This is a genomic window from Sphingomonas sp. NY01, assembly GCF_038809135.1.
GTDB classification, from domain to species: Bacteria; Pseudomonadota; Alphaproteobacteria; order Sphingomonadales; family Sphingomonadaceae; genus Sphingomonas; species Sphingomonas carotinifaciens.
On the sequence record NZ_CP101724.1, the window covers coordinates 43,116 to 59,049 of the forward strand.

The 15,934-nt window shown below is 63.4% G+C and carries 14 protein-coding genes; 7 read left to right on the plus strand and 7 right to left on the minus strand.

The genetic code is table 11. From position 1 onward, the window contains the following. The first annotated feature begins 79 nt into the window (after positions 1–79). Positions 80–595: a PilZ domain-containing protein gene (locus tag NPJ82_RS17375; protein ID WP_342659331.1), complete on the plus strand. Its 516-nt coding sequence runs from the start codon at positions 80–82 to the stop codon at positions 593–595. A gap of 27 nt (positions 596–622) precedes the next feature. Here NPJ82_RS17375 and NPJ82_RS17380 read toward each other — a convergent pair whose 3' ends face one another. Continuing rightward, on the minus strand, positions 623–1,783 hold the full coding sequence (locus NPJ82_RS17380; RefSeq protein WP_342659332.1) for a glycosyltransferase: 1,161 nt from the start codon (positions 1,781–1,783) through the stop codon (positions 623–625). 88 nt (positions 1,784–1,871) lie between these two features. Continuing rightward, entirely contained in the window at positions 1,872–2,966 is a 1,095-nt protein-coding gene (locus tag NPJ82_RS17385; protein ID WP_342659333.1) for a cell wall hydrolase, read from the minus strand. Between the two features lie 272 nt (positions 2,967–3,238). On the opposite strand from NPJ82_RS17385, the gene NPJ82_RS17390 reads away from it, so the two are divergent. Beyond that, a complete protein-coding gene (locus NPJ82_RS17390) occupies positions 3,239–4,567 on the plus strand; it encodes an O-antigen ligase family protein (protein WP_342659334.1) in 1,329 nt (442 codons plus the stop codon). Here NPJ82_RS17390 and NPJ82_RS17395 read toward each other — a convergent pair. The 5 genes from NPJ82_RS17395 to NPJ82_RS17415 all read right to left on the minus strand — a co-directional run bounded on the left by NPJ82_RS17395 (position 4,475) and on the right by NPJ82_RS17415 (position 9,877). Further along, positions 4,475–5,092, minus strand: a complete 618-nt coding sequence (locus tag NPJ82_RS17395) for a hypothetical protein (protein WP_342659335.1) — start codon at positions 5,090–5,092, stop codon at positions 4,475–4,477. The two genes, NPJ82_RS17390 and NPJ82_RS17395, sit on opposite strands and share 93 nt — an antisense overlap. Positions 5,093–5,107: 15 nt before the next feature. Next, entirely contained in the window at positions 5,108–7,252 is a 2,145-nt protein-coding gene (locus NPJ82_RS17400) for a polysaccharide biosynthesis tyrosine autokinase (protein ID WP_267347436.1), read from the minus strand. 33 nt (positions 7,253–7,285) lie between these two features. Continuing rightward, positions 7,286–8,584: an outer membrane beta-barrel protein gene (locus NPJ82_RS17405; protein ID WP_160146855.1), complete on the minus strand. Its 1,299-nt coding sequence runs from the start codon at positions 8,582–8,584 to the stop codon at positions 7,286–7,288. 27 nt (positions 8,585–8,611) lie between these two features. Continuing rightward, on the minus strand, positions 8,612–9,049 hold the full coding sequence (locus tag NPJ82_RS17410) for a hypothetical protein (RefSeq protein ID WP_342659336.1): 438 nt from the start codon (positions 9,047–9,049) through the stop codon (positions 8,612–8,614). 171 nt (positions 9,050–9,220) lie between these two features. After that, positions 9,221–9,877 (minus strand): polysaccharide biosynthesis/export family protein, encoded by a 657-nt coding sequence (locus NPJ82_RS17415; protein ID WP_342659337.1) that lies wholly within the window; start codon positions 9,875–9,877, stop codon positions 9,221–9,223. A gap of 336 nt (positions 9,878–10,213) precedes the next feature. On the opposite strand from NPJ82_RS17415, the gene NPJ82_RS17420 reads away from it, so the two are divergent. From NPJ82_RS17420 to NPJ82_RS17440, 5 genes are all read left to right on the plus strand, one after another. Continuing rightward, positions 10,214–10,807 carry a transglutaminase-like cysteine peptidase gene (locus NPJ82_RS17420; RefSeq protein WP_267347433.1) on the plus strand — a complete coding sequence of 198 codons (594 nt, stop codon included), beginning with the start codon at positions 10,214–10,216 and terminating at the stop codon, positions 10,805–10,807. 371 nt (positions 10,808–11,178) lie between these two features. Beyond that, the gene (locus tag NPJ82_RS17425) at positions 11,179–11,955 is read left to right on the plus strand and encodes a hypothetical protein (RefSeq protein ID WP_342659338.1); all 777 of its coding nucleotides are present in this window, start codon (positions 11,179–11,181) and stop codon (positions 11,953–11,955) included. A 44-nt stretch (positions 11,956–11,999) separates the two neighbouring features. Next, positions 12,000–12,749, plus strand: a complete 750-nt coding sequence (locus tag NPJ82_RS17430; protein ID WP_342659339.1) for a hypothetical protein — start codon at positions 12,000–12,002, stop codon at positions 12,747–12,749. Positions 12,750–13,270: 521 nt separating this feature from the next. Continuing rightward, positions 13,271–13,780 carry an acyltransferase gene (locus tag NPJ82_RS17435; RefSeq protein ID WP_160146857.1) on the plus strand — a complete coding sequence of 170 codons (510 nt, stop codon included), beginning with the start codon at positions 13,271–13,273 and terminating at the stop codon, positions 13,778–13,780. A gap of 182 nt (positions 13,781–13,962) precedes the next feature. Further along, positions 13,963–15,558: an alpha/beta-hydrolase family protein gene (locus NPJ82_RS17440; RefSeq protein WP_342659340.1), complete on the plus strand. Its 1,596-nt coding sequence runs from the start codon at positions 13,963–13,965 to the stop codon at positions 15,556–15,558. The last annotated feature ends 376 nt before the right edge of the window (positions 15,559–15,934 follow it).

Sequence of the window (15,934 nt, forward strand, 5' to 3'; positions counted from 1 at the left end):
CAAGCTAAGCGGCGGTAGATATGTTCACGGCCCCTTTACCTTTCCTCTGCATTGCTGCCTGGAACGACTGGGGAACGACATGCCAATTGCTGCGCAGATGACGAGCGACGATCGCGGTTTCGTGCGCTTTATGGTCGATCTGAACGCCACGTTGCGGGACAAGATCACGCGCCCGCATGATGTGACGATCGAGGATCTTTCGCTGACCGGTTTTCGTCTGAGTGGCGCACCGGATCTGCCGGTCGGTGCCTCCATATCCATCGGTTTTGCGGGCATCGGCACGCACCAGGCGCGCATCATGCGCCGGGATGCGGACATATATGGCTGTGAGTTTATCACGCCGATCACGCAGGACATGTTGCACATGGCTTTGCACACGCCGATCGAAGCACCGATCGCCTTTCCGCCGGCGGTAGGAGCGCTACGTTCCGACGGCATGCGGGCCACAGCGTCGATTGCGGAACCGCTGCAGCTTGGCGATGCGCCTGAACCTTATGTCGAGCCCTATGCCCCGCGCACCAAGCTGACGATCGCGGCGATCGCAGCCGTGGCGGCATGGGCGGCCGCGATCGGATTATACCTCTCGGTCGCATAAGTCGGCGTTCCGTCGCGGCGCTACCGCTTAATCCGCCAGCGCCGTATTGGCGGCGACCAATGCCTCCGCCCGGCGTACTTCTGCGGCAAAGCCTTGCATGAAGCGGGCGCGGTCGAAGTTCCGAGCGTGGGCGATCGCCACGGCAGGGTCGAAGCTGGGCAACCATGCGTCAAAGCGGTCCATGGCCTCGACCAGCGAGTCCACCGTCTGTTCGTGGAAGTGGATGCCCGTCGCGCCGTCGATCACCGTTTCAGTGCCGCCCCCGCGTCCGAAGACGACCACCGGCCGCCCCGCAGCCTGCGATTCCACCGGGATGATCCCAAAATCTTCCTCGGCAGTGAAGATGAGCGCGCGCGCCTGCGCATAGGCGGCGCGCAGCTCGTCGAAGCGCATGCGTGTTGTGAAGCGAACATTCGGCCCGGCACGCGCCTTCAGCGCCTCCAGCATCGGGCCATCGCCGATCACGTGCAGCTTGCGGCCGGTGCGGGTAAAGGCATCGACGGCCAGATCGGGCCGCTTATAGGGTACGAGCTGGCTGATCCATACGCATTCGTCGGTCACCGCGTTGCTCTGCTGAAACAGATCGACCTCAACCGGCGGATAGACGACGCTGGCTTCGCGGCCCCAGAATTTGGCGATGCGCCGGCGCACGAACTGACTGTTGGCCATGATGAGGTCGGGGCGCGATGCGCTCATCCGGTCCCACGCCCGCATCCGCGGCGCCACCATCTGCAGATACAGCTTCGCCAGCCGGCCGCTCGCTGCGCGATAGGCGTGATACTGGTCCCAGATATAGCGCATCGGCGAGTGGCAATAGGTGACGTGCACCGCGTCGGGGCGGGTGATAACCCCCTTGGTCGGCCCCGCCTCGCAACTGATGACCAGATCATAGGCGCTGAGATCCAGCGTCTCCAGCGCGCGTGGCATCAACGGCAGGTATTTCTGATATTGCGACCGGGCAAAGGGGAGTTTTGCGATCGATGTGGTGAAGATGCGGTGCCGCTTCAGCGTCTGTGACAACACCGTTTCATCGACGACATGCGTGAAGATGTCGGCATCGGGATAAAGATCGCAGATCCGCTCCAGCACGCGCTCCCCGCCGCGCATCGTCACCAACCAGTAATGGATGATGGCGACCTTGCGTACCGGACGGCTTTCGGCTTCGCTTGGTATCGTCACAACATTCATGGGTGCAATCCTGTAGATCGGCCGCAACATTCCGGACCAGATCGGCCCGCAAGGTATTGCTGCCCGGCGCATATGTTCAAAGCGGCTCTTATTGCGTCAGGGGGAGATGTGAACGCGATTTCCGACGGTTAGGGAAATAATCTTCCGATTTGGCCTTTGCCGCCGGCACTGGGTTCGGGGCGGCGGCAACCGTCGGGGCGGCAGGTACGGCGGATATGGCGGGCGGTTCGGCCCGCACCGTCGTTTCAGGCGTGCCGCCACCTACCCCGACGCGAACGGCACCAGCCACGGACTGTTCCTCCGCACGGCGTGCACCGCCCTCCGCTCCTGCCATCAGCACACCGGTATCGTCCGGGATCGTCGGCGCCAGGATCATCGGCGGAGCAACTTCGGCCGGGGGCGTCGCGGCGCGGAAGGCCGAGTAATCGTGGAAGCGGCCAGGCAGGCGATAGAAGATATGCTGGCCGACGATGCCGGTCTTGAGCAGCGTCGGCGCCCATTTCGGAAACACATACAGCGTGTGGTAATGCGTCGCCTGTCCCGCTTCGGCGGAAGTCCAGCCGGCCAGAGCGGCCTCGGCAACCTGCACCGCGTTCTTCCACCGCACCGGATTGGGCGCGCGGGCCAAGGACCCGTCGCAGGTGAAGCTGAACTGGCACCCGGTCGGCCGATCCGACCCCTGATAGACGACGTCGCAGATCGTCTTGGGATAGCGGGGATGGCGCAACCGGTTGAGCACCACCTGTGCAACCGCGCGCTGGCCGGCGATCGGCTCACCATTGGCTTCGTAATAGACCGCGTTTGCCAGGCAGGTGGTCGAGCGCTCCAGATCCGCACCCAGCCACGCCGCGACGAAGGGCGGGGCAAGCGGATTGTTGGCGCGGCTGAGCGGCAGCGCGAGGTTGCGGGTCAACGCGTCCTGCGGCGACAATTCGAGGACCGCGCTCGGTATCAGGTCGTCGAGTGCGATGTCGTCTTCCGCCGGTTCGGTGGGCGTAACCGCGGTCTTGGGAGCCTCCATCGGAATGACATCGAGATATTCCCGGTCGTCGTCCATGGTCAGCAATACAACACCCAGGCCGATCAACAATGCTATCGTCAGCAGCCCCCATAGGGTTGATCTATGGGAGTGGGAAAGCAGCACAAATTGGTCCTTGGACGTCGCGTAATCGCCGCCGTCCATAAACCCGTGGTCACCAGCCGTCCCTCTTTAAGTTATTGTCGATGCAGCCACATCGTATGTTTTCGGGACACGGCGCCAATCTGGCGTGATCTGACGCTATTGGGTATTCCATCGCGCGACGACCGGCACGCCATGGGCCGGCAAAATGTGAATGATCCGTGATGCGCAGCCCCGGCACCTCTCAAGACCAACACGCCGATGCGCTGCGGAGCGCTACCCGCGACCGGGCGGGGGCCGTGCCCGACCACAAGCTCGAGCGAGATAGCGGTAGGTTGGCATGGGCAACGCCGTTGATCGCGGCGCTGCTGATGATGGAGCTGGCGTTGGGCGGGGCGAATGACGGGGTGTCGAGCGGGGTGGCGTCCTTTGCGAACGCGCTGGTGGCGGGGTTCGTTCTGTACCGTTCACCTGGGGAATCGCGGTTCTGGGGACGGGCGCGGGTGCCGCTCTGCCTGTTCGGGGGGGCGCTGTTGTGGAGTGCGCTGCCCGCGGTGGTGCCCGTGTCGGTGCGGCCTGCGGCGGACCTGTTCGGGCTGGCGCTGGCGAAGGCGTTGGCAACGACGCTGTTGCTCGTCGCCGCAGCGCTGCTCGCCTATCGGTCGGGCTCGCCCGCCAGGCTGGTGCGGTGGCTCACGATCTTCGGGATCGTCTACATCCTGTATGCCGCAGTGGACGCGATCGATTGGCTGTACGATGCGGCGCATGCCACGCGCTATGCCGGAACGCTGGGCAACACCAATGCGGCCGGCATCGTCTTTGCGGTCGTCGCCCTGCTGGCGGGCGGTGTCGTCCTGTCGCCGGGCGAGGAGGGCAGGGAGGGCAGAGCGCTGCGCCTCGCCGCTTTGGCAGGCTGTGCCGTGGCGCTGATCCTTTGCGCGATGACCGGCAGCCGTAGCGCGGTGCTGCTGGCCGTGCTGTTCGGAGGCGTGATGCTGGCGTTGCGGTTGATACGGCGCGATGGCGCGGCTCCGCCGATCGGTGCCGTCGCGATCGGCGCCGTCGCCCTGCTGGGGCTGGTGACGATCGTTGCCCTGATCACACCGATGGCCGATCGATCAAGCTACCTTGCCGCAGATGCCGGCCTGCGCTGGGACAGCATCCGCCATTATGCCGGGGTGGCGTGGAGCAGCCCCGTCTGGGGTTACGGCCTTGGCAGTTTTTTCGAGATCAATCTCCAGACGCTGACGCCCGGCACCGCACCGATCTACTGGAATTTCGGCGCTGCGCATAACGCACCGATCCAGTTGGTGATGGAAGCAGGGCTGCCATGCCTGGCGCTGCTGCTGATCGGTCTGGCCATCATGGCGCGGCAGGTGTTCACCGTCCGGCGCGACTGGTCGTCGGTCGCGGTCCTGTGTGCGATCGGGGCGATCGGCGGGAGCGCGATGATCGACATCGCCCTGAACGTGCCGGCGATCGCTGCGCTGTTCGCGGTGCTGGTGGGCGCGCTATGGGGTTCGGCTCTGGCCGGGCACGTTTCGCTTCGGCGCGCATCGCTTCGCCGGAGGTCAGTGGGGCGCCCGCGTCCGCAGCGCGTAGCGCACCGCCATCGGGGATCCCCCAAGGATCGCGGCCAGCCGATCGTTGAACCGACCGTCTAGTCCCGCCAGCCAGACCGCTTCCTCGATCGCGGCATCGCGCGTCGCGGGGGACAGGGTTTTCCAGTAATTCGCGGCATAGGCCGTGCGCCAGAACCCTTCCGAGGTGAGAAAGGGCGCCGCGGCATAGCTGGCGGCAAAGGCGCGGGTCGCGCCCCGGCTGGGGTTTTGCCCCTCGACCAGTGCGAGCTGCGTATGGAGGAGCAACGTCGCGGCCGCATGCGGCCGACCCGCATCGGCGATGGCGAGCATGGCGCGGGCCTGGGCCAGCGCATTCTGCCGGGGTGCGGGTGCGGTGGCTTCACCTGCCTTGCGCAGCCACAGCGCGGTCAGGCCGATCGCCGCCCGTCCCGGAATCGACCCCGGCGCCCAGGTGCGAGCCTCCGCCAGCATCGCGTCACGTGCCGGTGGGTCGCCATCGGCCGCCAAGGCAACCGTCGCGACCCGCCGCTCCGCCGCGATCGACAGACCTGATACGACCAGCGTGACCGCCACAGCGGCCAGACAGGCGGTCTTCAGGACCTGCACCGCGCCTGCGCCTTCCTATTCGTTGTAATAGGACGAGTAGCGGGCAGAATAATACAGGCCGCCCATCGCCTCCGACCGGTGATCGACCATCGTCATCACCGCGCCCAGCACATGACCCTGGCCATGCTCCAGCCCTGCAAGCGCAGCGTCGACCGCGGCGATCGGCGTCGCGTTCCACTTGATGACCAGCATCACCGCATCGGCCAGACCGACCAGCGTACGCGCGTCCGCAATGCCCAGCAGCGGCGGGGTGTCGAGGATGACATAATCATAGGCGGCGCGTGCCTCGGCCAGCAGCGCTTCCATCCGGCCGCTGCCGAACAGGTCGGTGGGGGTGAACAACGATCCCTGGACCAGCAGCATGTCCAGCCCCTCGACCTCGTCGCGCACCACCGCCTTTGCCATGGTGGTACGGCCTTCCAGGACGTCGGTGAGGCCGGTTTCCACCGTGCGGTCCAGCGCGCGCAGAACCCCGGCGCGGCGCACGTCGCAGTCGATCAGCAGGACGCGGTCCCCGCTCATCGCCATGACGCGTGCCAGCGACAGCGAACTGGTGGTTTTGCCCTCGCCGGGCAACGTCGAGGCCAGTGCGATCACCCGCGCGGGTTCCGCTTGGTCGGTCGTCGCGATGAACGAGCGGACTGCGCGATAAGCCTCGGCATAGACGGTCATCGGCTTGGAGACGAGCGTCCTGGCCGGGTTGGAGGTGCGCTTGCCGCGCAGCCGCGACCGGCCGGGCAGCCGCGGGATGGAGGCGACGAACGAGAGGCCGAGCAGCGTCTCGATGTCCTCCGGCTTGCGGATGGTCGAGCTCAGGCCCTCGGACAACAGCACCGCGCCCAGACCGACAACGATGCCGATCAGCAGCCCCGCCGCAGCGAACGCCTTCACCTTCGGAAAGGTCGGACGTGTCGGAACCGTCGCATTTTCGACGATGCTCGCCTGCGGTGCCGATACACGCTGCGCCTGGGTCGATTGCTGCGCGGCTTGGGCCAGACGGGTGTAGGCCGTACGTTTCGCCTCGGCATCACGCTCCAGGCTGCCCGCCATGACGGAGGCCTGATCGTCGCGTGCCACGCCCCGCTGCAACGTATTCAACCGGCCCCGCAAGCTGTTGGCCCGGGCTTCCGCCGACAGTGCCTGGCTGCGCAGCCCGCCAACGACGCGCTGCGCCTCCTGCTTGATCTGTTCGTCGAGCGACTCGATCTGCTGGGCGATCTGCACCGACAAGGGATAGCGCGGGCCATAGCGTGCGCTCAGTTCGGCACGCCGCTTCTCCGCCTCGGTACGCTGGCGCCGGAGATCGGCGATGACGCTGGACGACAGCACCGCCGAAATTGCGTCCGTACCGCCGGTCGCGCTCTGCCGTTCGGCCACCGACAGGGCGGACCGAGCCGCAGCGGCCTCGGACTCCGCGGTGGCGAGCTGCATCGACAGCGGCGCGATCTGCTGGTCGGTGATGGTGCCGGCCTGGCCGGTCTGGCTGATGCCGCTCTGCGCCCGATAGGCGGCCAGACGCGCATCGGCGGCCTGTACCTCGGCACCCAGTTCGCGCAGCCGGTTTTGGATCGACGTCGACTGCTTGGCCGCCGTGCCCATCAGATTGTCTGCCGTGCCAGCGACATAGGTGCTGGCATAGGTGTTGGCGATCTTGGCGGCCTTGGTGGGATCGACGGAGCGGATGCCGATATGGACGAGATAGCTCTTCTCGTCGCGATTGATCTTGAGGCTGTCCAGTACGTTGCTGGTCGCACGCTCGATCGCGGTTCCGGCCGGGCCTTCGCCGGCAAATTCCGGATCGCGGTTCAGGTCGAGCTGCGTGACGACCTGGCGCGCCGTGTTGCGCGATCCGATCACCTGCACCTCGGTATTGACCGCGGTCTGATCCGCGGGCTGTTCCGTGCCGTTGCCGAAGTCGAGCGGGGAGGCCGCGTTGGGCGTGATCCGCACCTTGGCAAAGGCGTCGTATTTGGGCGTCAGCATCAGCGCCGTGCCCAGCGCAATCGCAAAAACCGTCAGCGCGCAGGCGACCACGATGATCCAGCGACGCCGGATGGCATCACCCACCGACCGTAAGGTGACCGCACGTCGCCCCAGATGACGTGACTGGTCGAAGCGGCTGGCATCGTCGTGCTCGGCCTGCGGGGAATGTCTATTCATACGGTCGCGAAGGTCCTTTGGGCGACGCCAGCATCAACGCTGGAGAACGACGGAAAACAGCGCGCGCGTCTCGTCGAACGATTGCAGCGCGGCCGAACCCGATGTGGAGCGGTTGTCCCGGCCGACCAGCAGTCCCAGACCGACATTGCGGTTGAGCAGATACCGGCCGCCCGCGCTGTAGCGCAGGATCTTGGACTTGCCGCTGTTGTTGACGAAATCGTCCTGCTCATAGCCGATCTGTGCGTTCAACAGCACGTTGCGGTAGAGTTCGTGGTCGACGCGCAGCGCCGCGGCGGTCGCGAAGAAGCCGCTGCTCGTGCCGAAGAAGCTGTCTTGCACCGTGCGGCGCACGTTCAGTCCGATGGTGGTGAGTTGCGTCATGAAATATTCCAGACGCGCTTCGGCCGCGAGGCCCGAAATATCCTGGTAGATCCGGGCATCGTAGTTACGGCTGACATAGCCGATGCCGATGCCGCCACGGATCAGCGACGACAGGTCGAAGCTGGCCCCGCCGATGATGCTGAATTCCTTGGAATCGCGATTGGCAACACCGATCGACAGCGGGCGGCGATAATCGGTATCGACGAAACCGCCCTGGAGGAACACCGACGTATCGGGCGACACCGCATATTCGCCGCGGGCGGTGGTGCGGAACAGCGTCTGATCACGATTGGCCTGGCTGATCCGTGCACCCGAGAAGGCACGCACGTCGGAAAAGCTGAACTCGTCGACCGTGACCGCCACCTGGCCGCGAATCCGCGATCCGGCAAAGGCGCTGCCGACGCTGGCGGTGGTCTGCTGGAACTGGATCGCCTCTGCGGCATCCTGCGGCGAGGCGGCAGACGAACGCGGCTCCGTGGCGCGGGCGGTGCGCAGCAGGCCGTTGAAGGTTAGCGTGCGCGTCGCATCGAGGCGGCCATTGGCATCGATCGTGTAGTTGGTCTCGTTCCGGGGCGTCTCGCTGGCGAAGCGGCGCAGCCGCGCCCCGGCGCTGAGATTGAATTCGTGCGTGGCCCAGTTGCTGTTGGCGGCGACCGACGGCGCGATGATCGCATAAGCATCGCTCTGCTTGTCATTCTCGATCTGATAGGCGTTGTCAGTGAAACCGCCGCTCAGTTCGAGGCGCGGATAGACCAGGAACGATCCGGCCCGAATCCCTTGTGCCTGATATTCCGGCCGTTCGCGCTGAAGGACGCTGACGTTCCGGCCGCGATCATATTCGAGCGGCAGGTTGGGGAGGATCAGATTGTCCTCGATCGTTTGCGCCTGTGCTGCACCGAGGGCGAGCGGCATGGTCAACACGCCCATCAGGGCAACAAGGGGCAGCCGCATCAAATTACCTGTCATGAAAGGCATGGATCAGAAGGTCGAGTAGTTGGAGGTGCCACCACCACCGATACCCACCACCGGACCCTGCGCCAGGGTTCCTGCACTGCCCCCGGGGGCCGCAGTACCATAGGGTTCGCACCGGATCGCCCGGCTGAGTACGTCACGAAGTGCCAGCGTGATCGGCTTTGCCTGACGCGGCGTGCCCAGTGCCTGGCGGAGTGCCGCCACCACCACACGGCAGTTTTCCTCGCTCTGATCGACCGTATAGGCGATCTGCGCTTCCGCCTGTTCGCGGCCTGCCGCCGCGGGAACGCCTGCGATGGTGCGCATGATATCGGTGTACAATGCGATGACGTTCGGATCGTTCGCGGCCAGTGCTGGCAACGCAGGTGCAACCGGAATCTGCGCGGCACCACTGCCCCCGATGACGGACATCGTGGCCGCCATTCCCAGGAAAAACTTACGCATGGCTAGTCCCCTATTTCAGCAGCCCCTCCCACACATCGAACCAAACCACAATCTCAACGAGTTGTGATTTCGTCCAATTTTGGAACGGAAGAACCCCGCTTGTAAAGTGCGCAAGCGACTTAAAAGTTCCCTGCTAATAGTTCCCGGAAACGCCGCCTGTAAAATAATCGATCAGAACAACCGCTCGCGGATACGAATAGTGTCGCCGGGACGCACCCGCAGATCCGGAGAAAGATCTACCTTTTCTTCGGTGCTTTCTCCAGCGTGTTTGATAACGACGGACTTCTTGCTTGCCCGGTAGGTAAATCCCTCGGCGGTCGCCACGGCATTGAGCACGGTCAGTCCGGAAGAATAGGGATATTCACCGGGCTTGTTGACTTCACCAAGGATGTAATAGGGGCGGAACGTCAGAACATCTATGCTGACCCGCGGCTGGCGAAGATAGCCATCGGCCAGCTTTTCCTGGATGGTGGCGGCAAGACTGGTGGTATTGACGCCTGCTGCATCGACGTCGCCGATCAGGGGCAGCGACAACCGGCCATTGGCATTGACGAAAAATTCGCCGGAGAGCGACGGTTCGTCGAAGATGATGACGCGAACCTTGTCCGCCACGCCGAGCGTGTAGTCGTTACCGGCCGAAACGGGCGTGGCCTGCCCGGCTTCCGCGCGCGCCACCGCTGCACGGGCAGGGCTGTTGGCGGTGGTGGCAGGGTCGGCGGTGGTGGTGCCGGGCGTTGCCGTGCGCGGCGCGGTCATCTGACCGGATGCGAGCGCAGGATGTGCACTCGCCAGGCTCGTTAGTGCGACCAAGGCCATCAAGATACGCATACGCAAAAGCTTCCGTTGAGTGACGCGCCATTATTGATCGCAGCAAGCAACCAGCGCCCGACGGGGAGGCAACCGGTTTTCACAATCCAATATGATGTGATTTTTCACGTTCTTATCATCCTTGTCGAGCGGGCGGCAAGGGCAAAGCCCGCTGCTCTGTCCATCCTTGGGACAGGAACGACTTGGTAACCATTGACGCTAACCGTCGATCGGTACGCTTCGGTAACCTCCAGCCGATACGCTCGGGCAATCATGAGCGATTGCAACATCCTGGCAACAGGCGCGGCAACGCGTCGGGGACACCGATCCAGCGGAGGGCTTTTGCCCCGCCGGACCATGCGATCGGTCGCTTTCGCGGCCGGGCTGATCGGCCTGTGGGTATTTCCCGCCACGGCGCGCGGGCCGCAGGCTTCTTTCATGGCGCTTGCGCAGGAGATTACCCCGCCCAGGGGTTTCGCCGCGATGTGCGGAGCGCAGCCCGAACTCTGCACCAATGCCGGGTCGATCCATGCCGGGGCCGGCATCGATGACGGCATCCTCGAAAATCTGCATGTGCTGGACCGGATCAACCGCCGGACGAACCGTGTGGTGCGGCAGGAAGCGGACACCCGCACCTATGGCCGTGCCGATCTTTGGATGCCGGCGGGAGCGCATGCCAAGCCGGTCGGCGACTGCGAAGACATCGCGATCGAAAAGCGGCAGCAGCTCATCAAGGCGGGCTTCCCTGCCGATCGACTGTTCCTTGGAGTGGTGCATGCCCGGCGCCTTGGCCTGCATGTCGTGCTTGTGGCGCGCACCTCGTCCGGCGATCTGGTTCTGGACAGCCGGGCCGATGCGATCCGGTCGTGGCGCGACGTGCCCTATACCTGGATAGGCGCGCAGTCCGGGCAGGAGCCGTTGCGCTGGTTCGGGATCGACAATCTTTCCTGACCATAAATTACGGCTCATGCCGCCGTATCTGCGGCAATGCATTGTCAACGCTATCTTAAACACGTGGGCCTAATTCTGATCCAGCAATCTTTGCTGGATTATCAATGCGTAACCTTCGACCGGCTTTTGGGATACTTGGCCTCCTCCTACTTGGCGGGTGCGGCGGTGGAAGCGGCGCCGAGGAGGACGTTGCGGCAGACCCCACCGGGGTCGTCGTGGTGCCCGCACCTGCGCCCGCTCCCACCCCGACACCCGCGCCTGCCGCTCCGACACCGGTCGGGCCCAACACGATGGTTCTGGGCGCGGCAACGGCATTCGGGCAGCAGGCCTGGGATTTCTCGATCTTGCAAACGGCGCGTTCGATCGGCGTCATGGCAGTGCGCGACGGTGTCGCCTGGACCGAGATCGAAAAGACGCCGGGTGTGTACCAGTTCACCTCGCCAGGGTCGAAATGGATGGAAACGGTCATCAACAACGGCTTCCCCGTGACGCTGCTGTTCGACGACACCAACCCGCTTTATGATGGCGGCAAGACGCCGCATACCGATCAGGGCCGGGCGGCCTATGCCAAGTACATCGTCGCGACGCTGGATCGCTTTCCCAAGGTCAAAACGATCGAGATCGGCAACGAATACAACGCTTTCAACTTCGTCAGCGGCCCTGTGCGCGACGAAGGCTATGGCGCCAGACAGCGTTATTATTTCGAGACGCTCAAGACGGTGTACCGCGCGGTCAAGGCATCGCACCCCGACGTGAAGATCCTGGGCGGCGCGGGGATGGCCATACCGGTGGGCTATTTCAAGCCGCTGTTCGGCATGGGTGCGCTGGATTACATGGATGGCATCGTCGTGCATCCCTATACCACCGATCCGGAGCAGCTTGCCAAGCAACTGGGCGTTCTGCGCGCAGCAATGGGTGCCGCAGCCAAGCCGATCCATGTCACCGAGTTTGCGCAGGAACTCGACAGCATACCGGACACCGCCAATTATCTGGTGAAGAGTATCGCCGTCATGGCGAGCGCGGGTGTGGCGGAAGCCGATTGGTATGCGCTTCGCCAACAGGGTGGCCCGTCCAACATCTGGTACAAGAATGTCGCTCTGGCGAGCTTTGCCGGCGATCTTCTGCCCCGGGGCAGGCGTTCAAGGTGATGTCGCAACAGGTTCTCGCCAAAGGTGCAGGACGCCGGATCGCGGTGGACGATTTCACCTACGCCTATCAGTTCGGCCAGAATGCGATGGTGGTATGGGGCGAACCGCGCTCGCTCAGCGTGAAGGTCCCGGCGCGCTTCTACAATGCGCAAGGGCTTGAGATCGCCACACCTGCCGCGATCGAGCAACGTTCGCCGATCATCATCGTCAGCGACCAGCCTCTGGCTTACGGCCAGAATGTCAGTTTCGGCGATATCAGGCTGGTTGCGGACAGCTATGACCAGTTCGACTTCACCAATTCCCTGTCCGGTGAAACCCGGTTCGAGGGGCCCTGGTCCTATTTTTCCTATGCTGTGCGCCGCCAGGCCTATGACATGGCCTATACCCAGGGCGGAGGCGAGATCAGCAGTTCCGACTGGATGCCCTATATCGGCATCGACTGGCTGCGACCGTTCAACATCAACGCCAATACGGTAGGTCCGGTTGACTATAACACCGGGGGCTCACCCGACGCGTACAAGGCGGTGCTGCGCTATACGTCGCCGCATGAGGGGCGCTTCGACATTCAAGCGGTCTGGGATGTCGTAGAAACGTCGGATGACGGCATAGACCTGCAGGTTCAGGTCAATGCGCAAACCGTGTTCGCAACGACGGTTGCCCGCCACTACGACATGAACCTGAAGAACCTGTCGATCAAACAGGGGGATATCGTCTCGGTCGTTGTCGGGCCGAACAAGAATGCGATCGGAACTGACACGACGAAATACCGGATCAAGATATACCGGGCCTCGTAACGGCGATGATGCCCACCGGGGAGATCGCATCAAACCCGGTGGTGCCGTTCCTGCAGGTAAGGCGTCAGAAAATCGTCGCGATGATGCATGCCCACAGCGCCGCCGCGATCGGCAGCGCCAGCAGCACGCCATGTGCGCCAAAGGGATGCTGTTCAGCATCAGGGTAATTGAAAATGCGCATCCTGTCCTCTCCCAGCGTTTTCGCCTTGGATGGTTAACGTACCAATTCGGGAATGGGGTGCAAGAGGCCGCCGGTAACATATTTCAGGGTTGTGACGTGGGGGTGCCGCGCGAAACGCGAACGCACGGTTGGTTCCGATCCGGACGCTTTCCGGCAAGTCGTGGCGACCGAAATCACGCTATCGTGATTTGATGCTTGATAATGCTTAATGAAACGTAAACAGGCATTTAGGGGATGAAGCTAGGGAGAGTTTTGTAAAATGTCTGGTGAAGGTTGGAAGCGGACGAAATTTCGCTCTGTAGTCCTGCGTGTGCAGGGGTCGCGCTTCCTTTCTGATCGCATGCGTCGGTTCCTGTTGAATTTCATTGGCGCAAAGATCCACCCAACGGCGACGGTTCGCCACTCATGCTGGTTGGCCTCGGCGGATGTGGTCATGGGTCGAAATGCAATGCTCAACAGCTTTGCCCGCTATGACGGCTCGGCCCGGTTGACGATTGAAGACAATGCCCGTGTCGCCTCTGGTGTCACTTTCACCACCAGTTCTCATCCTTTTGGTGATTGGAAGCGCCGTTCCTCCCCTCTGATCATCGTGGCGCCCATCACCATCAAGGAAGGATCCTGGGTGATGGCGGACGTGACGATCAACCAGGGCGTGACGATTGCCGAAGGGTGCATGATCGGCGCGAAGGCGCTGGTGGTGGAAGATACCGAGCCGCATGGCATGTACCTGAACATGGCAAGCCCGGGTGGTGCGGTACGCGCAAGGCGCTACAAAGATTTGCCTGTCGGAAAGGTGGACGCGCACGTCGGCAGGGTGCCGGCACCGGTACAGCTTTCGGTCGTAAACTGATCATCATGGCCGGGGGGATGGCGATCCCGCCATCCTTGCGGCTCGACGATCGTCATCATGGACCATGACGGTTAGGAAGCGTCATGGATATGCCTGACGCTCTACACCGCTTGCCCGCGCGGTTCCTCTTTTCGTTGTGCGGGTCGGGTCTGTGGTTGGGCACGCTGTTCTTTGCGGCTTCGTTGACGCCGAGCCTAGTGCCGCGTGGGGCGCTGCTTCAGGGGCTGTTGTCCGGCGTTGCCTTTGCACTTGGATACGGCATCGGCGTGGCGCTCAGGGCGGGATGGCGGTTTTTGCATTTGCCGGCATGGGACGAGAGCCGGATCGGGCGGTGGGCCAAGGTCGGGGCTGCTCTGGTCTGCGTCGTGATCGCCGGATTTTTCCTGTGGCATGCATCCGCGTGGCAGAATTCCGTCCGCCTGCCGATGGGCATGGATGCGGTGGATAGCGCGCGGCCGATGCTGGTCGGGGGCGTGGCGACATCGATCGCGGTCGTGGCGATCCTGTTGGCGCGGGTGTTCAAGGCGATGGCACGCGGCGTCACGCACCTGCTGGACCGCGTAGCGCCGCGGCGGGTGTCGGCGATCGCCGGGATCGTTGTGGCGCTGATGCTGTTCTGGGCGGTCGGCAACGGGGTGTTGCTGCGTGCAGGGCTTCGTGCGCTCGACTCCTCCTATCGGCAGCTCGATGCGCATGTCGAGGACGGGCTGGAACAGCCCGTGGATCCCCGCAAGACCGGCAGCGCAGCCTCGCTGCTGCGCTGGGCAGACCTTGGGCGTATGGGGCGCGAAGCCGTCTCGGTCGGGGCGACGGGCGCGCAGATCGCGCGCTTCACCGGGCAGCCGGCAATGGAGCCGCTGCGCATCTATGTCGGCCTGCAATCCGCCGAAACGATCGAGGCCCGCGCCGCGCTGGCTCTGGCCGAGATGCAGCGGGTCGGGGCGTTCGAGCGCTCCGTGCTGGTCGTGACGACGCCGACCGGGACAGGGTGGCTGGATCCTGCAAGCCAGATGCCGCTGGAATATCTCCACCGCGGCGACGTGGCGACGGTGGCCGTGCAATATTCCTATATGCCGAGCTGGCTGGCACTGATGGTCGAGCCGACCTACGGCGCCGACACCGCCCGTGCGCTGTTCCGCAAGGTCTATGACCATTGGCACCGCCTGCCGCGGGACCGCCGGCCGCGCCTGTACCTGCACGGTTTGAGCCTGGGCGCGCTCAATTCGGACCTGTCGGCCGATCTGTTCGACGTGATCGGCGATCCGCACCAGGGCGCGTTGTGGAGCGGTCCGCCCTTCCAGAGCCGGACATGGCTGCAAGCGACGCGGGATCGTGTGCCCGGATCACCCGCCTGGCTGCCGCGGTTTCGCGACGGATCGGTGATCCGCTTCACCGGACAGGGCCACACGGTACAACAGACACCGGCACCCTGGGGGCCGATGCGGATCGTCTATCTGCAATATGCCAGCGACCCGATCACCTTTTTCGAGACGCGGTCCGCGTTTCGCCCTCCCGCCTGGTTGAGCGGGCCGCGCGGGCCCGACGTATCCGCGTCGCTGCGCTGGTATCCGCTGGTGACCTTCCTGCAACTGGGACTGGACATGGCGATCGGGACGACGACGCCGATGGGGCACGGCCATGTCTATGCCCCTGAGCATTATGTCGATGCCTGGACTGCGGTGACCCAGCCGCAGGGATGGACACCGCCTGGACTGGCCCGGCTGAAGCGGCATCTCGCACGGCGCATCGAAATGGAGGCGTTGGCGAGTTCCTCGTAGATATCTATCAGACCGGCACGTTAGCTGCACCGGAGCATCTATTTTCGGCGTCTGGCTGCATCGAAGATGATCAAGTCGGGCGATTTAAAGCTGCTTCAACGCCTTTTGCGTTCGGCAAATATAATATGTGACAGCAATCCATACCGATTGATAAAATTTAGCCAGTAAACATGACTTATCGGAAAAACAAAAAAATATAACAATATTTTTCAGCAGGATAGACTTTTCGTAAAATGGAAAAGGTCATGTTTTCTGACGTTAAAGCCCGGTAACCTCATCATAGTGGTGGTAAGATTGTGTGACGAAGCTGCAACATATCTGCTTTAAACAAAAGAAGGCCTCTACATAGATATTGCCGTGCAAGTTTTTGCAATTC

Excerpts from the sequence above, each read along its gene's own strand:
- NPJ82_RS17375 (WP_342659331.1), top strand. The coding sequence starts at position 80 with ATGCCAATTGCTGCGCAGATGACGAGCGACGATCGCGGTTTCGTGCGC.
- NPJ82_RS17380 (WP_342659332.1), bottom strand. The coding sequence starts at position 1,783 with ATGAATGTTGTGACGATACCAAGCGAAGCCGAAAGCCGTCCGGTACGC.
- NPJ82_RS17385 (WP_342659333.1), bottom strand. The coding sequence starts at position 2,966 with ATGGACGGCGGCGATTACGCGACGTCCAAGGACCAATTTGTGCTGCTT.
- NPJ82_RS17400 (WP_267347436.1), bottom strand. The coding sequence starts at position 7,252 with ATGAATAGACATTCCCCGCAGGCCGAGCACGACGATGCCAGCCGCTTC.
- NPJ82_RS17405 (WP_160146855.1), bottom strand. The coding sequence starts at position 8,584 with ATGCGGCTGCCCCTTGTTGCCCTGATGGGCGTGTTGACCATGCCGCTC.
- NPJ82_RS17410 (WP_342659336.1), bottom strand. The coding sequence starts at position 9,049 with ATGCGTAAGTTTTTCCTGGGAATGGCGGCCACGATGTCCGTCATCGGG.
- NPJ82_RS17415 (WP_342659337.1), bottom strand. The coding sequence starts at position 9,877 with ATGCGTATCTTGATGGCCTTGGTCGCACTAACGAGCCTGGCGAGTGCA.
- NPJ82_RS17420 (WP_267347433.1), top strand. The coding sequence starts at position 10,214 with ATGCGATCGGTCGCTTTCGCGGCCGGGCTGATCGGCCTGTGGGTATTT.
- NPJ82_RS17425 (WP_342659338.1), top strand. The coding sequence starts at position 11,179 with ATGGCAGTGCGCGACGGTGTCGCCTGGACCGAGATCGAAAAGACGCCG.
- NPJ82_RS17435 (WP_160146857.1), top strand. The coding sequence starts at position 13,271 with ATGCGTCGGTTCCTGTTGAATTTCATTGGCGCAAAGATCCACCCAACG.